This is a genomic window from Candidatus Cardinium hertigii, from assembly GCF_003788695.1.
Genome location: NZ_RARA01000025.1, coordinates 57,897 through 82,534, shown reverse-complemented (window position 1 = coordinate 82,534; position 24,638 = coordinate 57,897). Strand labels below are relative to the sequence as shown.

Genomic DNA, 24,638 nt, shown 5'->3' with positions numbered 1-24,638 from the left:
CCCACCTGCTAGTTACTTTGATTAAATATACCTAGTATAAAAAAGAAAGAAAAAAACCAAAAATCAAATCTCGCTCCTACGGAGCTCAGATAAATTGATTTTCTTTTGATTTTTTTCCTTTCTTTCCTTTCTACAGTTTTTTCAAGGCGTATTTTTATGATCTTGCATTATTGCACTATTTCTAATGGATACGAACAGGAATACGCATAGACCACTCCACTGAACAGATACGGCCACTTTATTTGCTTTAAGCTTAGATAATCCTTACCTTTTACTATAGGCTTGTATGGTAGTTTGCTTACCTACATAAATAAAAGTCCATGTTAGACAATTGTATGCATATTTAATTTATTAAATATTAATATAGATGTTTAATGTATTTAATTAATAAAAATATTAAAATTATAGTTATGATGTTTGTGCATTCAATATATAAAAAAGGTTGTAGGCGGCGATCTACAGTAAATTGGTATATGTATCCGGCAATATGGTATAGCTGTTTCATTACCTATAGTTGCACAAATCTCAAAAATGGCATGAAGCATACGCAGGATGCAAATGGGCAAAATATTTCTACACAAGAAACCGTAGTAAGGGCTTCACAATCTGATTGTATCTGTAAAAATGCGTCTCCGCTTGCTGCGTTTAATAGCGATAAGTTACATATGGCAGCCTATGCTGGCTGTATGGATTGTATCGAAAAAATACCGAAAGATAGTCCAGACATAATCAAGCATGATAAGGTAAGAAATAGTACATTGTTGCATACAGCCACTAGATATGGTCGCACATATGTGGCTGAGGTATTATTAGATAAAGGTGCAAACATTGAGGCTATCGATAAAGATGGATATACTGCTTTGCATCTGGCAGCTATATATGGTAAGTACGATATAGCGAAGCTTTTATTAGAAAGTCAGGCAAATAAAAATAGTTACGATAAATTGTGGCATACAGCTTTGCATTGGGCAGTTAAACACGGTCACTGCGATATAGCAGAACTATTATTGTCCTATAATGCAAGTATACATTATAGGAACCAAGGTGAACGGGATACCGTTTTACATTGGGCAGTTAAATATAATCAAGAAAATATAGCTCAAAATATAGTTCAGCTATTATTAAATAAGCTTATAGAGATAAACCAGATAGAACAGATAAACATTCAGAACAAAGATGGAAATACTGTGTTGCATTTGGCAGTTGAATATGGCATGAAAAATTTGGTTGGGCTATTATTAGATAGCGGTGCTAAAATAAACATTCGGAACAAAGATGGAAATACTGCGTTACATTTGGTAGTTAAATATAATCAAGAAAATATAGCTCAAAATATAGTTCAGCTATTATTAAATAAGCTTATACAGATAAACCAGATAGATCAGATAAACATTCAAAACAATGATGGAAATACTGCGTTGCATTTAGCAGCTATACATGGTATAGAAAATTTAACTGAGCTATTATTAGATAACGGTGCTAAAATAAACATTCGGAACAAAGATGGAAATACTGCGTTGCATTTGGCAGTTAAATATAATCAAGAAAATATAGCTCAACTGTTATTAAATAAGCTTATACAGATAAACCAGATAGATCAGATAAACATTCAAAACAATGATGGAAATACTGCGTTGCATTTAGCAGCTATCGATGGTAGAGAAAATTTAGTTGAACTATTATTAGATAACGGTGCTAAAATAGATATGCAGAACAAAAAGCAGATGATGCCGCTAGAGTACGCAGTTAAACATAGGCACGCAAATATGGTTAAGCTATTATTGGATAGGGGCAACAAGATAAACAAACAAAATAAATGGGGCATTGCTGCTTTGCATTGGGCGTCGAAACAAAGTGACTTAGATGGAATAGAGCTTTTATTAAATGCGGGTGTTAAGGTAGATGCTCAAAACGATGATGGAAATACTGCGTTGCATATAGCCTATAGGCAATGTTGTAGGTTTATTGGAAGCTATCATAAGTTTACAAGAAGTCGTCAGCTAAATACCGTTAAGCTCTTAGAGCGTTGCAGTGCTAGGAAAGACATTGAAAATAAGCAAGGATACTCGCCTGAAGATTATGCATATCTTGTCTTTATACGCAACTGTTATGGGATTAACCTTTTAAATAGCAGAGATGGTTCTCATATAGTAGAGAAGCGTATACTTGGGTATTTACTACAGAATAATAAGTTTAAGCAAAGAAATACGCCTACTAATCAGAATTCTGAGAGTTTACACTCGCATCTTCCTAATGAAATATGGGATATATGCAAGTTTATAACAACCGATTTATATTTGAATGCTACAGGACAAGTTACCCAAAGTGGTACGCAGTTACCTCAATTACGTGATTATGTGGAAAAAATAAATCCAGATCAAGCTATGGAATACGAAAGAGTGGCCAGTGGATTATTAAATAGCGCTAGAGAGTTAAGGGATTTATGCAGTAAATCTTCATGTGTGGTAATGTAGGAAAAGCGTGCATCTCACGGCCACACACCTAAACGAATCCGTTCACTTGCATGGTAGCCATATTTTATAGATTATAGCAAATGGCTAATATTTGATAATTAATGATTTTATCCATTTATTTAGAAGCTACTTCTTTTAAAGCTACTTTTTGATCAAGCAAAATTTGGTTTATAGTTAATTTATGTTTAAATTTTATTATTAAGAGCAAATAAAATAGGTATATAGGTAAGAATCAAAATCGCAAAAACTCGTAAATATAAGCGCATTGAAATAATTCAACGCTTAATATGCTGATACTGTCTGATTTTTATCACTTATTTTATTAGGGCTAGTTGTTTAATCTTTTTTATAGGATCTAATGTCCTAAGTAGCCAAACAGCATACTAGCCCTTGCTCTTAATTTTATTCTTAATATATCGATACAAAACTTTCGATAATCCCTAATGGTAGTATACGGTATCCGTTCAGTCATGTGGCCTATACGTATCTGTGTTCACACCCATTAGCAATAGCGCAATAATACTAGATCTTAAAAAATGCGCCTTGAACAAAGCTGTGACTAGAAAAATTCAGTCGTATCCGTTCAGTCGTGTAGCCAATTAGAAATAGTGCAATAATATAAGTTTATAAAAAACGCGCCTTGAGGCCGTTGCAATAGAAAAATGGCAACGTATTTTTTATAGAAATCTAGATGTAACTTGTACATTTTTGTACGTTTACAGCACTAAAATATTATTTTTTATGTACTTTTAAAGACTTTTTAGTAATGATTAGGTAGACGCTTATTTCTTTTATTAAATTTTTGTTTCCTATTGCAACGGTCTCGCCTTGAACAAAGCTGTGATTAGAAAAATTCAGTCTGAGAGCAATGTAGAAAATCAGCCTGTTTGAGCTTACTCTTCGTCTTTGAAAATCTGGCTATGTTCCGCTTCGGGATTCAGCGTACTTGGGGTCCCCATGATGTATGTATATACATCATGGGGCGAACTCGCATAGTTCTACTATGCTGCGTGCGCTTCACCCTCGCGCGCCTTGCCAGCTTTCCAAATCCATTGAGTAATCGTCTCTTCGTCTTTGAAAAGCTGGCTATGTTCCGCTTCGGGATTCAGTGTACTCGCATAGTGGGTACTATGCTGCGTGCACTTCACCCTCGTGCGTATCCGTTCAGTGGAGTGGCCTAAGTCTCTATAATCTGGGAAAGAATATGGAAAGGATTTAGCTTTTGTTGCTTCCAGGATAGATAGAGAGAAATTATTCTTTCCAAGAATCTATTTCCCCGTTCAGATTGGGTAAAGTAAGCATTCTTGCGATAGACTACATAATGTCTAATTTGCCTTTCAGCATGGTTATTCGTTAAGGGTATAGTTAAAGGATCCTCTAAGGATTTCCATAATGCTTTNGGTTAGTGTAATTGATCTTTTAAAACCTGAAAGTTTTTATAAAGAATCCCATCAAGAAATCTACCGGGCCATTCTATTTCTTTTTGATGATTCTGAGCCCATAGATATGCTTACTGTGGTCAATCAGTTGCGAAAAGATGGTAAACTGGCAGCAGTAGGGGGCAGCTATTATGTAAGTTATCTGACTACGCGCATTAGCTCTTCAGCCAATATTGAATTTCATGCTAGGGCTATTATTGAATATGAAATTCGGAGAAAGTTACTATCGGTTTCCAGTACTATACAAAAGCATGCCTATGATCCTACTATGGATGTTTTTAATGTGTTGGACCGTACGGAACAGGCTCTTTTTGAAATTTCTGATGGCAATGTACGCAAAGGTTATCTAGACATGCGTTCGTTATTGGTAGAAGCTTTTGATAATTTATCCAATCGTCGTACACGTGTAGATGGCCTTACGGGTATTCCTAGTNGTGGGTTTATTGTTTTAGATCGTATTACATCTGGTTGGCAAAAGTTTGATTTGATTATTATCGCGGCTAGACCTGGTATGGGTAAGACAGCTTTTGTACTTTCTGCTTTGCGTAATGCGGCGATAGATTATAAAACACCAGTAGCTATTTTTTCTTTGGAGATGGGTGCTTTACAGTTGGTGAATAGATTGATTTCAGCTGAAGCAGAGCTTGCTAGTGAAAAAATTAAGCAAGGTAAATTAATGGACCATGAGTGGGAACAGTTGCTCCATAAAACGGCTGAGCTTTCTAATGCACCCATTTATGTAGATGATACGCCCGCGCTTTCTATTTTTGAATTACGCACCAAATGTAGAAGACTTAAAGCTAAGCATAACATTCAATTAGTTGTTATTGACTATTTGCAGCTTATGTCAGGTGATCCGACTAAGGGTGGTAGCAATCGTGAACAAGAGATCGCTTCTATTTCACGTGCCCTTAAAAGCATAGCTAAAGAGTTGGATATTGCTGTTATTGCATTGTCTCAGTTAAGTAGAGCGGTAGAAACGCGTGGTGGCAGCAAACGACCACAACTTTCTGATCTTCGTGAATCTGGTTCTATTGAACAGGATGCTGATCTTGTCTTGTTTTTGTATAGGCCAGAATATTATGGATTAACAGAGGATGAATCAGGCAATTCTACGCAGGGGCTAGTAGAGGTTATTGTTGCCAAGCATCGCAATGGGGCGTTAGATAATGTACACTTGCAATTTATAGGATGGTATATGAAATTTATGGATTGTGGTATGCCCGCTGCTATACAGTCGGAACAGTTTACTACTGTTATCCGTTCTAGTAAAGCAAATGAGCTACAGGAAACGTTTGATGTATTTTGAGGTACAGGATTGGTAATAAAATACCTTATAATTGGTTATTAGATCGCTTTCAAAACTAACGTTTTAGTAAAATGCGAAGCCGTTGCAATAGAAAATTGCAGCATTGTATTATACAAATATAGAGTTCTTTATAAGTTTACAGCACTAAAAATGTATGGTTTATATTCTTTTTAAGGCTTTTAACTAACACTTGCGTATAGATTTCTCTTTTTTATAAAATTTTTGTTTTCTATTGCAACGGCCTCAATGTGACATGCGCCTGTCAACTTCTAAATTTTTTGCAACGATAATGAAATTATTGTCAATGGTAAAACAACAATCCGTTGTAACATTTCCATGCCTAATTTCAATCATGTTCCTAATACTAACGTTTGACGCTCCTTATGTTTGTGCACAATCCTGCCCTTCTTTTGCGGTAGTAGTTGTAAACAATTTTATAGCTAAACCTGTTGTAAACAGTATTGCAACTCAATTTGGTAGTAAAGTAGCTATTATCGAGGCAAGTAATTTATATTGGCAAATACAATATAATTTAAAATCTTTAGACAGTCAATCTAAAAAACTTTATACGTATATTTTACGTAAGTTACGTAAATACACGGTAAACCCTAAAACTTTTCCGCTTGTTCTCATTGGAGAAAGTAAAGGAGGCGTTACATCCTGTTTGTTGGCTAAACAGTACAACGATAAGTTAAATATACAAGCTATTATTACCCTTTTTGCACCGCTCAATGGTGCACCTATACTAAAGCGTAGCAGCAATGAAATACAAATGTTTATAGCGCATACAAAAGCATATATGAAACATATTAACTATTGCTTGCCTATAGGAAATGTATGGTATCTAAAGGGCTTAGCCTGGTTGTTAAAAAAAATAAAAATAAGTGGGTTAAACGATTTGTTACCTAATAGCCGCTGTATCAAGCAAATAGAGAATTTTATACATAGTGATGCACATACCATTCCTTGTTTATTAATTGCTGGTTACTATGATAATTTGGGGAAGTATCTACTTAACAAGGCAGCTAGCGTTAATTTACCTATGCAGGTGATACAATCATTTAATGATGCGTATGGACAATTTATAACGGAAAAGCAAGCGGTTTATCATGATGGATTGATTCCCTTATCTAGCCAATTGTTATGGGTATAGGTATGGATGTGGATGTGGGTATGGATGATAGTGCTTGTGCTATGCTTGCCGACATGGAGCATTATAAAATGGTTATGCCCACATTACACCGTTCACATATATATAGAAGGATTTATAAAGATATGATCCATGGTAGGACACCTCTTTCTAAATTTATGGTATCTGATATAATGCATTTTATTCATGAAAAAGTAAAGTATACGGAATGTAGCCATTTCTGAAATGGGCACTGTATTTGCTTTAAGCCTGCGTAATCCTTACATTTACCTTAGACTTGCCTAGTAAATTCTCTTACCTAGATGAAGGAAAGCCCATACTGCGCAATTGTATATATGTTTAATTTATTAAAATAATAGTCTGATGTTTATGTATTCAATACATAAAAAAGTGCGAAGGTAACGGGTAATAGAACGTATACACTTTAAACTATTATAATTATGCAATTCAATATATCCTTATTTTATTTATATTTCTTGATCCTATTCTTACTAGGGGGGCTGTGCCCAGAACAATCAATTTATGCGTAAACATGAAATCTATTTAAAGGCGTATCCTGAGCATATATCAGCCATTACAGATACGGCTATAGTTTATAAAGATGGTACACAACAGGCAGTAAGTGATGGCAAAGAAAATGAAAAAAGTTACTCAGAAAAACTGAATACTGCCAGTTTGCTTGATCAACTTTCTATTCCGTATATAGTGGAATCTAGCCATGGTAATTATATGGATAGTGTTAAACAGCAAAATTATGATCCAGGCAGAATACGTAATATCGCATTATTCAAAAAAATATATGGAAATAGTGAAGAAGAAGTTAGCAGCAATCTGGTTAAGATTGAGTGGATGCCAAAAAGCTTTCAACTTCCAAGTTCACTTTTAGTTACAAAAGTCAATAATGTATCAGAAAAATTAAAAAATATTTCAGTAGAATTGGATGATTTACCGGATGAATTCAAAGATTATCTTAAAGATCCAGGTGGAACATTTAACTGGAGGGTTATTGAAGGTACAGATCGAGCCAGTGCACATAGCTTTGGTATGACAGTTGACATAAATGTAGAACACTCTAATTACTGGTTATGGGACTATAAAAAAAACAATCCTGGAAACGATGCAATCAAGGAGGAAGATATTGATCCTGATAAATTCCCTATTTATCAAAATAAAATTCCTATAGAAATTGTTAAAATTTTTGAGAAATATCATTTTATATGGGGAGGAAAGTGGTATCATTATGATACCATGCATTTTGAATATCGCCCTGAACTTTTTCCGGAACATTTACTGTAATTGTCCAAATACATCTACTGGCCATCTCTGGCCCACTTTCACCCGAATAGGAACTCCATGGGGGTGAAACACACGCAGCATGATAATGCTATGAGGCCGCTGCAATATTAGCTAATGGTAGATGGACAGAAAAAATACCAACTATTGCCTATTTGTAATTAAATGAATAACATAGTTGCTACGCAAGCAAACGGATACGTATCCGTTCAGTGGAGTGGCCTAAGTCTCTATAATCTGGGAAAGAATATGGAAAGGATTTAGCTTTTGTTGCTTCCAGGATAGATAGAGAGAAATTATTCTTTCCAAGAATCTATTTCCCCGTTCAGATTGGGTAAAGTAAGCATTCTTCCGATAGACTACATAATGTCTAATTTGCCTTTCAGCATGGTTATTCGTTAAGGGTATAGTTAAGGGATCCTCTAAGAATTTCCATAATGCTTTTTCAATTTTTAATATATTTTTAGCTACACGTACCGCATGCGGCGCATCAGGAATAGGTAAAATACCTCTTAAATAATAACCGGTTCGTTTACGTAATTTTCTAGCACGTTTTAAAAAGAAACGCAAATCAATTTTTTTATTTAAGCAAGCTTTGGTTAACCCAAACAAGTCAGTTGCCACTTGTTTTAAACTTTCTCCTAAGTTTTTAATAGCACTATGAGCACTATGGGCAAGCCTTTCAAAATCCCTAGCTAAGTGAGACCAGCAAATTTGGCGTTTTGATGGACTAAAATAGTTATAGACTGCATATCTATCGCTGACTATTGTTGCATGTTTACCTGCAAATGCACTATTTTTTAAAACATGCATACCTCTAGAAGGCGTAAGCTTAAGGACGCTACCTACTTGATTGGTAAATAGCCAACACCAGCCAAGCTTACCCTTAGTATAATGGCTTGTTTCGTCTATATGTAGCAAGTTGCTTTGGCTAACTTTCTGTACTATAGTTTGATACGACGCAGCACATTTCGAGGATACCTTTCCTTCACTANCTACACGTACCGCATGCGGCGCATCAGGAATAGGTAAAATACCTCTTAAATAATAACCGGTTCGTTTACGTAATTTTCTAGCACGTTTTAAAAAGAAACGCAAATCAATTTTTTTATTTAAGCAAGCTTTGGTTAACCCAAACAAGTCAGTTGCCACTTGTTTTAAACTTTCTCCTAAGTTTTTAATAGCACTATGAGCACTATGGGCAAGCCTTTCAAAATCTCTAGCTAAGTGAGACCAGCAAATTTGGCGTTTTGATGGACTAAAATAGTTATAGACTGCATACCTATCGCTGACTATTGTTGCATGTTTACCTGCAAATGCACTGTTTTTTAAAACATGCATACCCCTAGAAGGCGCAAGCTTAAGAACGCTACCTACTTGATTGGTGGTAAATAGCCAACACCAGCCAAGCTTACCCTTAGTATAATGGCTTGTTTCGTCTATATGTAGCAAGTTGCTTTGGCTAACTTTCTGTACTATAGTTTGATACGACGCAGCACATTTCGAGGATACCTTTCCTTCACTATTAGATATAGTGCCAAGACTAATAGGAAGATTACATATATCTTTTAAGATATCGGCTACTTCCCGCTTAGAATTTTTGTAAAAGCCTGTTAAAGCTGTAATAACTGATTTTGTTCTTGGGCCAAATATGTCTGACGTAACGTTAGGGGGAAGATCAGCAGTACGGCGTTTACCGCATTGTTTACAACGCCCATTTTGGAGATGATAATCTATTACGTAAGGTTTAATCTCTGGTAAATCTACCTTTTGATGCACAGTAGGTTTTTTAGAGCATCTTATATCCCCTCCACAACTACAGGACAAATTATCCAGAGGAACTGCTACGATTGAATCAGCTACCATCTTAGAGCGCGTAGCACCTGTATGTCCTGGTTGGCCACCTGGCTTACGTCCACTCTTATGACTAGGACGTTTCTTGGATTTGTACAATTCTTTTGAACTGGGTATAGAGGAATTTTTAGCATTTAAACCAAGTTTTTCTTTTAGGTGGGCATTCTCTAAACGCAACGCCTTATTTTCAGATTCTAATAACGCAATCCTAGCCTCTAAGATCTGAACCTGACTTAGTAAATAGGGAATAATTTCTATGTTTAATTCCATCTAAGGTAAAGGTTTATGGGAAAAATCTAAACCTAACTTAATATTAATAATTATATTTTACAATAGAGCTACTAACCGATTTAAGCCACTCCACTGAACGGATACGTCACTTAAGCCATACCGAGACCGTTGCCATAGACATCCATCATTGTATCCATATCTCTTCCAGCTTATTAGAAGTGAAGTGTAAATCACACCACTGAACGGATACACGGATACGCTATACATAAAGCCAGCCGTCATCTGGGCCTATATCAACTTTTGCTACTAGATTTTTAAGTCTAAGCACCTCTTTATTTTCCAAAAAGATCCATTTGCCACGTGGTATATTTTTTTTCGTAAGATGGCCATAACCTACTCTATCCAGTCTATGTACCGTATAACCAAAATACTCAAAAATTCTTCGAATAATACGGTTTTTACCGCTATGCATAACGACACCTAGTTGGCATCGATCTGCTTCAACTATAGCCAGATGATCTACTTTAGCCACTCCATCTTCTAGTAAAATACCTTTTTGAATACTATTGAAATGTTCTATGTGGATAGCCTTATGTAATATCACGTGATAGAGCTTTTTAACCTTACTAGAAGGATGTGCTAACTGTTGGGCCAATATACCATCATTGGTTAACAGCAGCAACCCAGTAGTATCATAATCCAGTCGACCAACCGGATAGATCCGTTCAGCACAATATTTTTTGCCTATAAGCTCTAAAACGGTCTTGCGGCCTTCTGGATCTTTGGTCGTGGTAACATATCCCTTTGGTTTATTTAATAAGATATACTTTGACTTTTCTGCATATAAAACCTTACCTTTATAGGTAACTATTGCATTGACTGGAATTTTTGTTCCTATTGTACGTACGATTTGACCATTAACAGTAATATGACCCGCCGCAATCAACTGATCTGCCTCCCTTCTGGCGCAAATACCAGCATTACTTATGCACTTGTTTAACCGTATCAAATGAGATGCGCATGGATCAATACAATGCCCTTGCATACATAAAATTAATTAGGCAAAAGTAATCGATAACTTTATTCTTGTTGTGCTTTTTTAGCATCTACGGCATACATCGTATGTGGTACGACTTTTAAACGTTCCCTATCTATCATCTTACCAGTTAAAACACAAATTCCATACGTACCATTTCTAATACGCTGAATAGCAAGTTCAATTTGTTTAATAAATTTTTGCTGTCGCTCAGCTAACTGACCTACATTTTCTGTTTCTATCACTTCTGCATTTTCCTCAAAAAGTCTACCAGCAGTCTCAAGGCCTGCTTCTTGACGACTTAAAACTTTTTCCAATACTTGCAGTTCGTAATTAGCTTTTTCTAATTTTTCTAAAAGAATCTTTTTAAAAAACTTTAGATCTTCTGGTGTATATGTTGCCTCCCTCATAACTTTTCATCTTAAATTTTCAGTAACCTGAAATAATAAACCCCTAACAAAATATAATCAATTTTATTTAGTCGTATAGCAATTGCATAAACATTTAGCCACTTACTAATGGATAGGCTATATCCTTGCATAGTTACAATTGTAATTGTAATTGTATGTATGTTATGCGTTAGGTATTAGCAGTAGCCCAGTAGCCCATAAAAATTATCTACGTGTTAACGCATGAATAAAATGCGTCTATAGATTGCTCAGAAGCCACTAGCATTCTACCACAATGCTCACAAAAAACTATTTTATTTCGCTCATACACCTCTAGTTTCTGTTGTGGAGGGATTACTATACAACATCCACCACAAGCTCCCTTTTTAATAGAAACTACTACTAAGTTGTTTTGAACACTTTGCCTAATTCTTTCGTAAGCCATATATAATGATTCACCTAGGGCAGTTACTATACATACTCTTTTGGTATGCAACGCACGTTCTTCTGCTGCACTTACTTTTAGTATGGACTCAAGTTCTTGTTTTTTTATAAAAAAATCATTTTCTTGTACCTTTAAAAGTTTATGTAATTCCTCTAAATCATTATGATCTTGCTCTACTTTGGTATAAGCAGTACGTAGAAATTTTTCCGCAAGCTGAATATCCAATTTATACAATTCAATTTCCTTGGCTATAGCATCATACTCCCTATTATTACGCACTTCCATTTGTCGGGCTTCGTAATGTTGAATTTTTTTTTCGGTATCTTTGATAAATGCTTTTTTATTCACGATCTCTTCCCGCAAGGTAGTTAACAGGGATGTATTTTCTGCTATTTTTGCAGATAATTTTTCTATACGCTTCTCCAGTACTTCTACCTCTTCTGGTAGGGTTCCTCTGAGCTTTACAATTTCATCAAGGCATGTGTCAACTTCTTGAATTTCAATAAGCTGCATCAATTTAGGTAGAATATTTTTATCCATCAGTTAGTCGTTAATATATGAATAGGATTGGTAAGGGTTTTACAGCGCAATACCACAATGTTATTAAATTCTTTTGATAGTAATGCAAGAATCAATTTTTTTACACCCAATCGGGTAGCATAATGCCCTATATCAACCATTAATGTTTTTCCATTTGCTGCCAAAAATTGTTCATATTGTAAACCTGTAGTAATAAAAGTATTTATATTTTTATTCAAAACGGTTTCTAATAAAAAGCCTCCATTTCCAGCATAAATAGCCACTTTTTTTATAGGCTGATCGAGATAATTTGTATGCTGAAGATATGATAAAGTTAGTTTGGTTTTGACATATTTTAAAAAATATTTTGCTGGTAATTCTATGGGCAAAATACCAATTACACCACTACCCATGTTTTCTACGGTTACTTCTATTTGTTCTACATAATAGGTGACTTTTTCGTAAGGATGTGCATGCAATAAAGTCTGGATAATCTTTTCCCTAAAATGCATAGGTATGATAAAAGTAAGTTGGCTTTCTTGTGAAATCTCAAATTTTGAACCAACAAAATTTGAGCTGCAACTTGGTTCCGTTGCATAACTTACTTTAGTAGGGATACTACTTACATGGCCTGCTAGGTTATGCGCTGCTAATACAGCTCCTACTCGGTATAAAGTTTCTATTAAATGCTTTTCTACATGAGATGGCACAAAAGTAGTAAGCTTATATACTATTTCTTTTTTAGGAATTATAGGCTGAATATTTTGTAATTCCATTAAATTAGCAATCCTATGGCTAGCACCGCTACCCAAATGGTCTAAATTGGTATTAAAAATATAAATAGATAGCCCATGCCTTATAGCTTTTATTACACATTTTCCAGCATAGCTTTCTGGAGTAATTTTATCTACTGGCTGAAGTAAAAGAGGCTGATTTGTAATGATTAAATTACATCCTTGCTCTATAGCTTCATCCAATATTATTTCTGTTATGTCAAGACAGATCAATATTCCAGTCACTATATTGCACATGTCACCAACTATCAGGCCAGATTTTACTAAAGTATTCTGGTAATGTAATTGCACTACTTGCTCCAAGTAGTTTACGACATCAGATACAACAATAGTAGAATCACTATCTCTTGGCGCTGCTATTGTCATGGTGTTTTTTATATAATTTTAATCCAGTTAATACTGGTTTTATGAAAAATAGTGAAAATATTTGTATTTGTGCTACTAAGCTAAATTTTTCTAACTAAAATCTGATATATGGTTTTACTATTGCTTCAAATATTGCGTTGCTGTTATGGTATGGTGGTTACTTTACGTATTTTTCTTTACAAGAAAAAAATTAAAAGTAGCGTTTCTTACAAAAATCCTAAACTTATCAGTGTAGGCAATCTCTCATTAGGTGGTACCGGTAAAACGCCTCTGGTTATTTATCTAACCAAACTGCTTTCTAATGAAAAAGTTGTAGCTGTGCTAAGTAGAGGCTATAAACGTACATCCACAGGCTTTAAAGTAATAAGTGTACTAGAATCTGCTTTAACAGCAGGTGATGAGCCGTATCTTTTATATAAAAAATTTAAATATAATCCTAATGTAATTATTACCGTTTGCGAGAATAGGAAGGAAGGCATAACAAAAATTATGGAGCATAGACCAGATGTCGAGATCATTCTTCTAGATGACGCCTTCCAGCAGTTGAGTATAACACCTATATTAAGTATTCTACTAACCACTTTTAACGAACCTTTCTTTAAGGAACATTTGTTGCCTTTAGGGCGATTGCGTGAGCCACGAGCAGGCATAGCACGTGCTGACATAATATTGGTAACCAAAAGCCCCCCATGTCCCACTGAGGCACAGATTACTGAGATAAAGGAGGGAATACAAAAATACCAACCTAATGTTAGAGAGGTACCTCTCTTTTTTACACACATCATCTATCACGATCCTATTGCCATGTGGCATACTAAACCGTGCAAGCTACCCTGCTCAATAGTACTGGTTACAGGCATTGCGTATCCCCTCCCCCTACGTGAATATTTAGAAACCAAAGGCCATAGCATCACGCATCTTGCTTTTCCAGATCATCATGGGTTTAATTATAATGATATAATAAAAATAACCCGTGCGTTTTATGCAGGTAAAGACCCATATAAAGCCATAGTTACAACAGAAAAAGATAGTGTTCGATTTATAGACCCATGCTGGGAAAAGCTATTATCCCCTTTCCCTATGTTTTATATTCCTATTGAGGTGGGCTTTACGCAAGAAGCACAAGCAACCTTTGATGCAAAAATTATGGATATTTTGCATTTTTAGACGATATGCATACCATTGATGGAAGACGTTCTTATCTTTCTACGCTTGAAAACAAAGTATTATGTATAGTAGTGTATGATAGGGCCTATATAAGGTATACATTTTTAGGCTATTTTGTTTAACTTACATAATGCTATTATATACTGCTTTTTTTATATAAAAGATGAAGCCTTTATTTACTAAATAAAATATAGGTGTCCGTTTACAACCCTGGTAAAGAAGCGTTATATGGTGAAGATAGCAATTATTGTAAAAGACACAAGTGGTAAGATCTTATCTGTATTTAAGTAATAAAAGCAATAGATAAGCTAAAAACATTTAGATAGCTTATCGTAAAGGTGCTAAAAAGCTCAAAGGTTGTATCCGTTCAGTCGTGTGGCCAATTAGAAATAGCGCAATAATGCAAGATCATAAAAATGCGCCTTGAACAAAGCTGTGATTAGAAAAATTCAGTCTGAGAGCTAGTAGAAAATCAGCCTGTTTGAGCCCAAGGCTGTAGGCCTGGGCGAGTTCTGATTTTCAGCTTACAGACTGAATTTTTCAACAGCTTTGTTCACCAGCGCTTGATTTTTTTTGGCTACTTTTTTTGATCAAGCAAAAAAAGTAGCTTTAAAAGAAATAGTTTTTTAAAAAAATGGATATAATAATCAATTAATCTATAAAATATGGCTATCACGCAAGTGAACGGATACCAAAGATTATTCACGCATAATTTTTTAAAAAGTTAATAATGATAGATGTTTCTATTTGGTGGCGATATAGTTTAGTACTTTTAGTTTTGGGAATGCCCTTTAAGAGCTATGGTGAAAAAGCAAAAGCAGAAGATATTTTTGATAAAGAAACTGAAGCAAGAATTGGAACAGGTTCTACTTTTTTTATAACTCCACGAGAGGTAAAACACAATTATAGACCATATCATCCCATTGATCGTTCCATAACAAAAATAGACCGTTTTACTATTACGGAACAGTATAACTATAACCTCCAAAATCTTGGTAATAACTGGACAGCTAGTCAATACATTTTTTATATGTTGCCAAAACATATAGGTGCTACCTATGGATTTACGGCCTATGATTTTTTCTTTGAGCATCCTCAAGATTTACGTTACTATTGCATGCCTGCATCTAAGGCATATGCGCATTTTAGTATTGTCCTAGCCAATATAGGCAGTTTTATCTTTGATGGTTGTTATAGCTACCGTCTGCTAGACAACTGGCATATAGGAATACATGCACAAAGTGCGATGACAGAAAATGAATGGACAGATACAAAAGAAGAGAAAATTGTTAGCGCCCTCCCCAACGGATTTCCCTATGTTGGGCTTTTTACCCATTTTAAAGCGCTAGATGAATGCTATCACTTATTTAGTAGTTGGTCCGATAGGGAGTATACTACAAAGGAAACCGGTGGAATACAATCCGACAATATATTTGATTTTACAAACAGGGATGCCCATAAACGTTATCTCTCTTCGATAGCACTCCTAGATCCCAAAAAAATGGTGGGGCCACATCTTGGAACTAAAAGTAGCATAGGCACAACGCCTGGTAAAGCTGCCATTAGCCATAAGGAGCTTAGACGTATTTTTTATCTCTATCACCATTATGAATGTAGTGAACCCGTACAATTATACCATGAACTACATTACAATCGTAGACAAAATGAGCTCGCCATTAACACAAAAGATGTGCTTTCTTTTATAACTGAAATCGATGATGCTACTATAGATATACCTGGAATCAGTACCGTTGTTATGAAATCCATTGGTAATGAAATAGGGATTAAAGGAGATATAGAACCGCTCTCTTTATTTTATAGTACCTATTATAGACTTGAAAATATTAATTTGAACTATGCCCCTACACAAAACGCTTCACCACAAGAGCAAAAGACCAAAATTGAACAAGAACATTATATAGGCTGTAATAGCCGATATAATTTCTCTAAAAATGGTTCCCATAAACTTTCGCTAGATGGAGCGTACCTAGTGTCAGAAGCTGCCAAGGGTTACCATAAACTTAATGTAGCTTATCAAAATAACTTTTTTATTTTTAATTATAATACCGTTAAATATAAAGTGCCCTATCTGGTGCAATATGGCTATAGCCACTACCGTAAATGGAATAAGCATTTTGTAGCACCCTCTGCACAAGAGATTGCTACAGAAATGTGTTATAGTTTCCCCTATGTGCGCATGCATCCGCTACTTTCTTTTAAAAGAATAGAAAACCATATTTACTACAGACAAGTAAAAAAAGATAGGCATATTATTCAAAATGATCAAGCTAATCAATATGATCACTGTATTTCCGAACCTAAGCAAGCTAAAACGCCGATTTACCTCTTGTCCTACGGCATGAATCTAGATTTTTGCTTGTTTTCTTATTACCATTTTGATCATTCAGTTACTTTTTTTAAAGATATTAGCAACAGCAAACCCCAAATTTTTAAAGGACATATGCCTTTTTATATGTATACAGTTCGATACTACTATGCACACCAGCCTTTCAAGAAAAAGCTGGATATAGAAACGGGTATAAATCTACATTATAAAGACCTTTATTATGGAAATAGTTATGATATAATTGCACAACAATTTTACCAGCAAAAACAATTCCCTGTACAAGGCAGGCCTATCATTGATCTTTTCTTAAATTTTAGGATCAGCCATGTAAAATTTTTCTTGAAATATAGTTATATCAATGAAGACCTTGAAAAGCCAAAAGCTTACTTTGCTACACCATTTTATCCTGGTCAAAAAAAAGCGGCTGATATTGGCGTTCACTGGTCATTTTTTGATTAAATCATGGGTAATCCTTATATGGCTGCTATGCACGTGAACGGATACCGTTGGTTTCGAAAGAGGTCCAATGGTATTTTATTATAAGTCATGAACGAATGTATGGATAATTGTATAAAATGCTTTGAAAAATTCCCTTCGACTGCGTACATTAGTATATGCTATCTCTTAGACTATTTTATTACTTTATTTGGCCATGCAACAAAATATAGTAGGTAAAAGCAGCTACAGAAGCCTTCTTTATGTAGCGAGTAGTGTGGTGCTCACATTATATTTATGTCTTCCTTGTAATGCGCAATCTACACAAGGTGAAACTGAAAATTTTGTAATGGAGCATGTAGAAGATGCGTATCACTGGCATTTTGCAACGGTTGCTGGAAGAGATATTGTATGGCCATTGCCGATTATACTTTGCTCTAAAGATAGGGGTATAGAATGCTTTTCCTCTGCCCATTTGTATAATTCAAAGCAACAGCCTACTACTTACCGAGGCTATACCCTTTTGCATAAAAAAATCCATTGTGTAGACCCGGGTAGGCGTGTAGTGGACCTATCTCTTACCAAAAATATAGCTGCCATGCTGTTAAGTGTCCTATTATTGGTAAGCGGACTATTATTGGCTGCAAGAAAATATCAACAGCAACCGCTAACGGCACCAAAGGGGTATTATGCCTTTATAGATATAATTATTTGTTTTATAAAACATGAGATAGCCATCCCAAATATAGGAAAGAAACATTACGAAAGATTTCTTCCCTATTTGTTAACTATTTTTAGTTTTATATGGCTTAACAATCTTTTAGGCCTTCTGCCTGCTGGAGCCAATGTAACTGGAAATATTTCAGTTACATTGGTATTAGCTGCTTTTACTACCATTATTACTGTTTTGAATGGAAATAAACAGTATTGGAGTCATATATTGAAACCCAAAGGAGTGCCTAAGTGGTTACTGCCTATTATGGTTCCAGTAGAAATATTGGGTATTTTAACTAAGTTTTTTTCCCTTATGCTTAGACTATTTGCTAATATTACAGCAGGTCATATTATCCTATTGAGTATTATAGGACTTGTTTTTAGTATAAAAAGCGTCTATATAGGCTTTGCGGTTAGTGTACCTTTTGGTACCTTTATGTTTTTACTAAAGTTGCTGGTAGCATTTTTGCAGGCATATGTTTTTACATTGCTTTCTGCTATTTATTTTGGACAGGCTGTCGAGGAAGGGCATCCTTAATGGTAGATAGGTTTTTTTTCTGTTTTTTATGTATATATTTAAGGCCATTGCCAATTGCTAAAAAAATAGTCCCTGCTCTTTTCTGCTTTTTGACTACAAAAATCGATTTAGCAATTGTGCTATTGTTTAACGTTTTTAACCATCAAATTGAATTTTTTTTATGTTAGCTTTATTAGATGCAAGTTTATCATACGCATATGCAGGTGCTGGCATTGGCGCAGGTATTATTGCCCTAGGTGCGGGCATTGGGATCGGTAAAATCGGGCGTGCCGCCATGGAAGCCATTAGTAGACAACCAGAAGCCAGCACAAATATTCAAACCGCTATGATTATTGCTTGCGCACTTATTGAAGGCGTAGCGCTATTTGGCGTGCTCGTTTGTCTACTGATAGCTGTCAAGAGGTAGTAGTGGTAAACTCATATTAGTGGGTAAGCGTTAGCGGTCATCTGCACCTTATCTTACATGTATAAACTATACCTATCATGGAAATAAGCATCATCACTCCTGATTTCGGGATTATATTTTGGCAAACCATAACATTTTTGACCGTTCTTTTGGTATTATCTACCTTCGCTTGGAAGCCGATTATAAGCGTACTCAAAGAACGGGAATATACCATAGCAAATGCTATCAATCAAATCGCAGAAGCTCAGGCATTAATGGAACAAGCTACAGGCGATCGGGCTAAGCTATTAGGAGAGGCCCATACAGAACGTGACCGTATTATTGGCGCAGCGTTGGAAGCCCAACGAGCCATTATTACCCGAGCACGCCACGAAGCCTTAGCTGTAAAAGAAAATTTGTTAACACAAGCTAGGATGGAGATGGCTAAAGAAGAGGAACGTGCGATTGAAACACTAAAAAGTAGTCTTGGGTTACTGGCTATTCAAGCCGCTGAAAAAGTGTTGATGAAAGAGTTAAGTGGAGACCAATCACAATTGGAGTTTATAGAACGCTTAACAACAAGATGCAACCACTCTGTTTAATGCGTATACACTTAGGCAATGAGAAATGGCTACATCACAGAAGCTAATAACACGGTATGCTAACGTTTTTTTAGCCTACGCTACACAAAGTGGCGAACTTAAAGCAATAGGTAATGGGGTCACTTTGTTACAAAATCAGTTTAAGGCTGCGCCCATATTAGACAATATACTCCATAATCCTACCATACCTCGTGTTGAAAAACACAAATTGCTCGAAAAAATTTGTAAAGATGCGTTACATCCCATACTATGGAATTTTATTGAAATTATCATAGACCAATACCAAATAGGGCTATTAAAAGAGATTTTAATTTCGTTTCAATCTGCCTATCAGGAATATATAGGTATTGCCACTGCAGTGGTTACCACTGCAGTGGCAATACCAGCCGTATTGACAAAAAGTTTTATAGAAGAAGTAAAGCAATTAGTTTTTTGCAAAGAAGTTTTGTTGGTACAACAAGTAGATCCTTCTATTATTGGAGGATATATTCTCCAAATTGGAGCATTAAAGCTAGACAAAAGTGTAAAACATTCCTTACGTTTATTAAAACTTAGTTTATAAGTATTGTTTTTATAGATAGATAGATAGATAGATAGAATTACGCTCGAGCAACCATAAGGTAGGCTATTGCTCAAGCTAAAAAATTTATAATTGAACAGATGGCGCAAATAAATACAGATGCAATTACTGCTATGCTCAAAGCAAAGCTATCCAATTTCAAAACCGAAGCTGAATTGGAAGAAACGGGAACAGTTATACAATCCGGTGATGGCGTGGTTCGCATCTATGGTCTTTTAAATGCTCAATCGGGAGAGCTGCTATCCTTTGAAAATGGATGCAAGGGGATGGTATTAAACCTAGAAGAGCATATGGTAGGTGCGGTTGTATTAGGAAATGCTACTGCCATTAAAGAGGGAGATACGGTTACCCGAACTAAGCGTGTGGCCGCCATACAAGTAGGTGAGGGGCTGTTAGGGCGTGTAATAGATACGCTTGGAGACGCAATAGATGGCCATGGTCCTATCCTTGGAGAACGTTTTGAGATGCCCCTAGAGCGAAATGCCCCTGGTGTAATCTACCGACAACCAGTGGATACACCGCTCCAAACAGGGTTTAAAGCTATTGATGCAATGATACCTATTGGCAAAGGTCAGCGCGAACTTATTATTGGTGATAGGCAATCTGGTAAAACATCGATTGCAATAGATACTATTCTGAATCAACGTAAGTTATTTGAACAGGGCAAGCCTGTCTACTGTATTTATGTAGCCATTGGGCAAAAAGCATCTTCTATAGCCAATGTAGTAGAAACATTAACGCGATATGGTGCTATGGACTACACCACTATTGTAGCAGCGCCCTCTGCGGCCTCTGCTCCTATGCAATCTTTTGCTCCTTTTGCAGGCGCTGCTATTGGTGAATTTTTTAGAGATACCGGCCGAGATGCACTGGTTATTTATGATGATCTTTCTAAACAAGCTATTGCCTATAGGGAAATATCGCTTTTGTTGCGTAGATCACCTGGTCGAGAAGCGTTCCCTGGGGATATCTTTTTTTTACATGCTCGTCTACTGGAACGTGCGGCACGCATTATTGGCAATGATGATATAGCCCGTTCCATGAACGATATTCCCGATTCCTTAAAGATAAAAGTTAAGGGAGGCGGCTCCCTTACGGCATTGCCCATTATAGAAACACAAATGGAGGATGTATCTGCCTATATCCCCACTAATGTTATTTCGATTACGGATGGACAAATATTTCTGGAAATGAACTTATTTAATGCAGGCATCAAACCCGCTATTAATGTCGGTATTTCTGTATCTCGCATCGGGGGTGCTGCTCAAATTAAAGCCATCAAAAAAGTAGCAGGTAGCTTAAAACTAGATCAAGCACAATTTTCTGAATTGGAAACTTTTGCTAAGTTTAGTTCTGATTTAGAGGCTACTACTAAAAGAGCAATCGACCGTGGTCGAAAAAATCAAGCATTACTCAAGCAGGACTTGCATGCGCCTATGCCCATAGAGGAGCAAGTTGCTATTTTATATATAGCTATGAATGGATATTTGGATAAAATCCATCTTAATCAGGTTAAAATATTTGAAAAACAATTTTTAGAATTGCTCTCTACGCAATACCATACTGCATTGACAAGCATTGCAGAGGGACAATGGAATAACCAAATTATTCAGGTACTGATAGAAGTAGCCAAAAGCCTTCTGACAAAATATCCACAAAGTTAATGCAGTAAAAAAGGCAAGGCGTGTTTTTTATAATCTTGCATTATTGTACTATTGCTAGGTACGAACGTGAACGAATACACTAACTATGGCATCTCTTAAAGAAGTAGTAAATCGCATAAACCTTATAGCGTTTACCCAAAAAATTACCAAAGCGATGAAAATGATATCTGCTTGCAAATTGCATAAGGCGCAACAAGCCTTGATACCTCTACAGGAATATGCAACGCAATATAACATGCTGTTAGAAGCTGTACTACAAGGCATGAATAGCAGTAAATTATCCCATCCTTTAATAACAAAAAAAATAGATCAGCCTCAAAATCTATTATGCATAGTCGTTACTTCTAGTCGCGGGTTATGTGGAGCATTTAATAAAAATATACTCAAAGAGGTCAGCCAACACCTAGCAACCATACAGGAGACGCAAGCTGCCACCATCGAAATACTGGTCGTGGGAAAAAAAGCCTATCAATTTTTTAAAAAATCTCATTTACCTATTATAGATAGCTATGTTGATCTGCTGGACAAATCTAATCTCCAAGGGAGTGCTAAACTCACTACCTATTGTATAGAAGCATTTGAGAAAAATTATTATACTGAAATTAAATTAGCTTATACTACCTTTACAAATGCCTTTAAACAAGAAGTAACTATTGTTCCCTTTTTGCCTTTTTTACCTAAACAAGAAGAGCCTTTTAAACAATCGCTTCTTGTGCCGTTACACTATATTTATGAGCCCTCTCCCCAATTGCTGTTAGAAAAGCTTGTTCCTCATATACTCCAGCATAAAATAATGGGTATGCTGGTTGCATCTAGTGCAAGCGAACATGCAGCCAGAATGGCTACTATGAGCCAGGCAACTGATAATGCAGAGGAGCTTTTAAAAATGCTACGAATCAGCTATAATAGAACTAGACAGGCCATTATCACAAACGCATTAGCGGAAATCACTAGTGGTGCCAAAGCGTTAACAGAAATGTAAAAAAATTAATTTTATTTTGATACTAAAACAGATATGAAACATATCTGTTTATTTGTGTGGCTGTAATTATTGATGTATTTCGTGCTTGTACTACAGCTGCTTATATATTAAGTCATAATCCAAAAATTTACATATTGGCCAATAAAAGCGGTACCATTGAGCGTTTAATATCTAATTTTCAGAATCCTTTATTAGTAGGAAAGCCTGAAAAAGGCGTAAATGTAGCCTACCATATTCCTAATTCCCCAACGCGCACAGAAGAGGTTATGGTATCCGGTCGCTACGTGCTACACAGAACAGCAGCAGGCGCAAACGGAATGATGCTGGCTGGTTCATCAGATATATTACTTGCTGCTGGTTTTATGAATGCATCTGCTACTGCTCGATACATTAAGAATATGAAAAATGTGGAGGTCATAATAATACCTATGGGTCATGAGGGAATAAGACCTTCTTTAGAGGATAATCTCTGTGCTACCTATCTTAAAGAGCTGATTGGCGGAAAAAAACCAAAGATAGATACCTTTATACCTATTCTTCAAAAAGGTGCTGGGAAATATTTTTTTTCTACAGACCAGTACCAATACCCTGAAGCAGATTTTTTTCGTTGCCTAGAAATAGATCGCTTTAATTTTGTTATTAAAGCGAATGTTATAGAGGATTATGCTATATTAACGCGTATACATTAATGTTCTTAACGATACGAGGCCGTTGCAATAGACAATTAAATTTAATCATAAATAATCCACTTTCCCCTCATTGAAAAAATGGTTAATTTAACATGAGTTTTCGGTGTTTAATTNNTTTTTTGCTTGATCAAAAAAAGTAGCCAAAAAAAATCAAGCGCTGGTGAAAAAACTGCTGAAAAGAAAGGAAAAAAATCAAAAATCAAATCTCGCTCCTACGGAGCTCAGACAAAATGATTTTCTTTTGATTTTTTTCCTTTCTTTTCTTTCCACAGTTTTTTCAAGGCGCATTTTTTATAAACTTACATTATTGCGCTATTTCCGATTGGTATGAACACGGATAGGCCATACGACTGAACGGATACGAAATTTTCTAGTCACAGCTTTATGCAAGGCGCATTTTTTACGATCTAGTATTATTGTACTATTTCTAATTGGTACGAACACGGATACGCATAGGCCACATCACTGAACGGATACATTATTAACTTAAATACGTCTTAACTGCATTTCTTACCAAATTTTTTAATAAGTATTTTGTTACAGTAACTAGGAAAACATGTTGCATCCGGTTATATAAAACGCCTTTAAGTTTAGACCTTTGTTGATCAGGAATAGCATACCACACCAAAGGCACCCCTCCCACAAGTATTCCCAATATTAAAAATAATTTTTTAGACATAATTAATTATATTATAGATGTATAATGTTAAGGGATACAAAATAATGATGGAGAAACAAAGCATGATTCGTCTTTTGTTTCCCCATTATTATCCATTAATATATAATAATATATAATGGATATATACTACAATAAATCTTTCAGAGAACTTCTAGCGCTATTTACAGAACCCTTAACCGAATCCATTGCCTCTTCAGAAGTTGCTTTGCAGTTATCTGAAAAGAATTTTGCTTTATTTTGGATTGCTTTTATGATTTCTTTTTTAGTTTCATCACAAACTAAAATTCCCAATACAGCACCTAAGACTACCCCTAAGACTAAATAATACACATTTCTATAGATATACATGACTTTTGTAATTTAAAATATTAATGTACGCAAACCTCTCGAAAAATATCTCTATATAAAAAACTAAATATATAAAGACTAAAATATAAAAGAAGTAAAGTTACCATAACCATCCTATACGTATACGCTTACTTCTACTATAAGTTGAATTTACAATAAAAAGCTTATAAAAAACAAACAAAATATGCATATACCTAACGAGGCCGTTG

Annotated in this window: 18 protein-coding genes and 4 pseudogenes; 14 read left to right on the top strand and 8 right to left on the bottom strand. The window is 35.5% G+C overall.

The genetic code is table 11. The features are described 5' to 3' along the window. The first annotated feature begins 536 nt into the window (after window positions 1–536). Complete coding sequence (locus EDM02_RS03540) at window positions 537–2,474, top strand: ankyrin repeat domain-containing protein (RefSeq protein WP_184891126.1); 1,938 nt, start codon at window positions 537–539, stop codon at window positions 2,472–2,474. 1,177 nt (window positions 2,475–3,651) lie between these two features. Here EDM02_RS03540 and EDM02_RS03535 read toward each other — a convergent pair. Then, window positions 3,652–3,873: pseudogene (locus EDM02_RS03535) on the bottom strand (IS66 family transposase); the annotation flags it as partial. 5 nt (window positions 3,874–3,878) lie between these two features. On the opposite strand from EDM02_RS03535, the pseudogene dnaB reads away from it, so the two are divergent. The 4 genes and pseudogenes from dnaB to EDM02_RS03515 all read left to right on the top strand — a co-directional run. Then, a pseudogene (gene dnaB, locus EDM02_RS03530) lies at window positions 3,879–5,222 on the top strand (replicative DNA helicase); the annotation flags it as partial. Between the two features lie 352 nt (window positions 5,223–5,574). Beyond that, entirely contained in the window at window positions 5,575–6,375 is an 801-nt protein-coding gene (locus tag EDM02_RS03525; RefSeq protein ID WP_123663066.1) for an alpha/beta fold hydrolase domain-containing protein, read from the top strand. Beyond that, window positions 6,366–6,596 carry a hypothetical protein gene (locus EDM02_RS03520; RefSeq protein ID WP_123663064.1) on the top strand — a complete coding sequence of 77 codons (231 nt, stop codon included), beginning with the start codon at window positions 6,366–6,368 and terminating at the stop codon, window positions 6,594–6,596. The genes EDM02_RS03525 and EDM02_RS03520 overlap by 10 nt, the downstream gene beginning before the upstream one ends. A 298-nt stretch (window positions 6,597–6,894) precedes the next feature. Next, the gene (locus EDM02_RS03515; protein WP_123663062.1) at window positions 6,895–7,668 is read left to right on the top strand and encodes a M15 family metallopeptidase; all 774 of its coding nucleotides are present in this window, start codon (window positions 6,895–6,897) and stop codon (window positions 7,666–7,668) included. A 219-nt stretch (window positions 7,669–7,887) separates the two neighbouring features. On the opposite strand, the pseudogene tnpC reads toward EDM02_RS03515, so the two are convergent. From tnpC to EDM02_RS03490, 6 genes and pseudogenes are all read right to left on the bottom strand, one after another. Further along, window positions 7,888–8,658 (bottom strand): annotated as a pseudogene (gene tnpC, locus EDM02_RS06010) (IS66 family transposase); the annotation flags it as partial. Between the two features lie 135 nt (window positions 8,659–8,793). Continuing rightward, a pseudogene (locus EDM02_RS06005) lies at window positions 8,794–9,531 on the bottom strand (IS66 family transposase); the annotation flags it as partial. Between the two features lie 478 nt (window positions 9,532–10,009). Beyond that, entirely contained in the window at window positions 10,010–10,795 is a 786-nt protein-coding gene (locus EDM02_RS03505; protein ID WP_123663138.1) for a pseudouridine synthase, read from the bottom strand. A gap of 35 nt (window positions 10,796–10,830) precedes the next feature. Next, window positions 10,831–11,196, bottom strand: coding sequence for a TraR/DksA family transcriptional regulator (locus EDM02_RS03500; RefSeq protein ID WP_123663136.1), 366 nt, complete (start codon window positions 11,194–11,196; stop codon window positions 10,831–10,833). A gap of 208 nt (window positions 11,197–11,404) precedes the next feature. Further along, a complete protein-coding gene (locus tag EDM02_RS03495) occupies window positions 11,405–12,160 on the bottom strand; it encodes a zinc ribbon domain-containing protein (RefSeq protein WP_123663134.1) in 756 nt (251 codons plus the stop codon). Next, window positions 12,160–13,299, bottom strand: a complete 1,140-nt coding sequence (locus tag EDM02_RS03490) for a Nif3-like dinuclear metal center hexameric protein (RefSeq protein ID WP_123663132.1) — start codon at window positions 13,297–13,299, stop codon at window positions 12,160–12,162. Before EDM02_RS03490 ends, EDM02_RS03495 begins: the two co-directional genes overlap by 1 nt. Before the next feature lie 108 nt (window positions 13,300–13,407). Here EDM02_RS03490 and lpxK point away from each other — a divergent pair, with 108 nt between their 5' ends. From lpxK to EDM02_RS03445, 9 genes are all read left to right on the top strand, one after another. Beyond that, window positions 13,408–14,466, top strand: coding sequence for a tetraacyldisaccharide 4'-kinase (gene lpxK, locus EDM02_RS03485; RefSeq protein ID WP_123663130.1), 1,059 nt, complete (start codon window positions 13,408–13,410; stop codon window positions 14,464–14,466). Window positions 14,467–15,196: 730 nt separating this feature from the next. Continuing rightward, window positions 15,197–17,272: a putative porin gene (locus EDM02_RS03480; RefSeq protein ID WP_123663128.1), complete on the top strand. Its 2,076-nt coding sequence runs from the start codon at window positions 15,197–15,199 to the stop codon at window positions 17,270–17,272. Between the two features lie 193 nt (window positions 17,273–17,465). After that, entirely contained in the window at window positions 17,466–18,500 is a 1,035-nt protein-coding gene (atpB, locus tag EDM02_RS03475; RefSeq protein ID WP_123663126.1) for a F0F1 ATP synthase subunit A, read from the top strand. Between the two features lie 160 nt (window positions 18,501–18,660). Then, window positions 18,661–18,906, top strand: a complete 246-nt coding sequence (gene atpE, locus EDM02_RS03470) for an ATP synthase F0 subunit C (RefSeq protein ID WP_123663124.1) — start codon at window positions 18,661–18,663, stop codon at window positions 18,904–18,906. 77 nt (window positions 18,907–18,983) lie between these two features. Next, window positions 18,984–19,487 (top strand): F0F1 ATP synthase subunit B, encoded by a 504-nt coding sequence (atpF, locus tag EDM02_RS03465; RefSeq protein WP_123663122.1) that lies wholly within the window; start codon window positions 18,984–18,986, stop codon window positions 19,485–19,487. Window positions 19,488–19,512: 25 nt separating this feature from the next. Then, a complete protein-coding gene (gene atpH, locus EDM02_RS03460) occupies window positions 19,513–20,049 on the top strand; it encodes an ATP synthase F1 subunit delta (RefSeq protein WP_123663120.1) in 537 nt (178 codons plus the stop codon). 98 nt (window positions 20,050–20,147) lie between these two features. Continuing rightward, window positions 20,148–21,731, top strand: a complete 1,584-nt coding sequence (gene atpA, locus EDM02_RS03455) for a F0F1 ATP synthase subunit alpha (protein ID WP_123663118.1) — start codon at window positions 20,148–20,150, stop codon at window positions 21,729–21,731. Between the two features lie 85 nt (window positions 21,732–21,816). Next, window positions 21,817–22,713 (top strand): ATP synthase F1 subunit gamma, encoded by an 897-nt coding sequence (gene atpG / locus EDM02_RS03450; protein WP_123663116.1) that lies wholly within the window; start codon window positions 21,817–21,819, stop codon window positions 22,711–22,713. A 56-nt stretch (window positions 22,714–22,769) separates the two neighbouring features. Further along, entirely contained in the window at window positions 22,770–23,402 is a 633-nt protein-coding gene (locus EDM02_RS03445) for a 2-phosphosulfolactate phosphatase (RefSeq protein WP_184891125.1), read from the top strand. An 805-nt stretch (window positions 23,403–24,207) separates the two neighbouring features. Here the strand turns inward: EDM02_RS03445 and EDM02_RS03440 are convergent. Beyond that, window positions 24,208–24,429: a YtxH domain-containing protein gene (locus tag EDM02_RS03440; protein ID WP_123663033.1), complete on the bottom strand. Its 222-nt coding sequence runs from the start codon at window positions 24,427–24,429 to the stop codon at window positions 24,208–24,210. Window positions 24,430–24,638: the final 209 nt, after the last annotated feature.

Excerpts from the sequence above, each read along its gene's own strand:
- EDM02_RS03540 (WP_184891126.1), top strand. The coding sequence starts at position 537 with ATGAAGCATACGCAGGATGCAAATGGGCAAAATATTTCTACACAAGAA.
- EDM02_RS03525 (WP_123663066.1), top strand. The coding sequence starts at position 5,575 with ATGTTCCTAATACTAACGTTTGACGCTCCTTATGTTTGTGCACAATCC.
- EDM02_RS03520 (WP_123663064.1), top strand. The coding sequence starts at position 6,366 with ATGGGTATAGGTATGGATGTGGATGTGGGTATGGATGATAGTGCTTGT.
- EDM02_RS03515 (WP_123663062.1), top strand. The coding sequence starts at position 6,895 with ATGCGTAAACATGAAATCTATTTAAAGGCGTATCCTGAGCATATATCA.
- EDM02_RS03505 (WP_123663138.1), bottom strand. The coding sequence starts at position 10,795 with ATGCAAGGGCATTGTATTGATCCATGCGCATCTCATTTGATACGGTTA.
- EDM02_RS03500 (WP_123663136.1), bottom strand. The coding sequence starts at position 11,196 with ATGAGGGAGGCAACATATACACCAGAAGATCTAAAGTTTTTTAAAAAG.
- EDM02_RS03495 (WP_123663134.1), bottom strand. The coding sequence starts at position 12,160 with ATGGATAAAAATATTCTACCTAAATTGATGCAGCTTATTGAAATTCAA.
- EDM02_RS03490 (WP_123663132.1), bottom strand. The coding sequence starts at position 13,299 with ATGACAATAGCAGCGCCAAGAGATAGTGATTCTACTATTGTTGTATCT.
- lpxK (WP_123663130.1), top strand. The coding sequence starts at position 13,408 with ATGGTTTTACTATTGCTTCAAATATTGCGTTGCTGTTATGGTATGGTG.
- EDM02_RS03480 (WP_123663128.1), top strand. The coding sequence starts at position 15,197 with ATGATAGATGTTTCTATTTGGTGGCGATATAGTTTAGTACTTTTAGTT.
- atpB (WP_123663126.1), top strand. The coding sequence starts at position 17,466 with ATGCAACAAAATATAGTAGGTAAAAGCAGCTACAGAAGCCTTCTTTAT.
- atpE (WP_123663124.1), top strand. The coding sequence starts at position 18,661 with ATGTTAGCTTTATTAGATGCAAGTTTATCATACGCATATGCAGGTGCT.
- atpF (WP_123663122.1), top strand. The coding sequence starts at position 18,984 with ATGGAAATAAGCATCATCACTCCTGATTTCGGGATTATATTTTGGCAA.
- atpH (WP_123663120.1), top strand. The coding sequence starts at position 19,513 with ATGGCTACATCACAGAAGCTAATAACACGGTATGCTAACGTTTTTTTA.
- atpA (WP_123663118.1), top strand. The coding sequence starts at position 20,148 with ATGGCGCAAATAAATACAGATGCAATTACTGCTATGCTCAAAGCAAAG.
- atpG (WP_123663116.1), top strand. The coding sequence starts at position 21,817 with ATGGCATCTCTTAAAGAAGTAGTAAATCGCATAAACCTTATAGCGTTT.
- EDM02_RS03440 (WP_123663033.1), bottom strand. The coding sequence starts at position 24,429 with ATGTATATCTATAGAAATGTGTATTATTTAGTCTTAGGGGTAGTCTTA.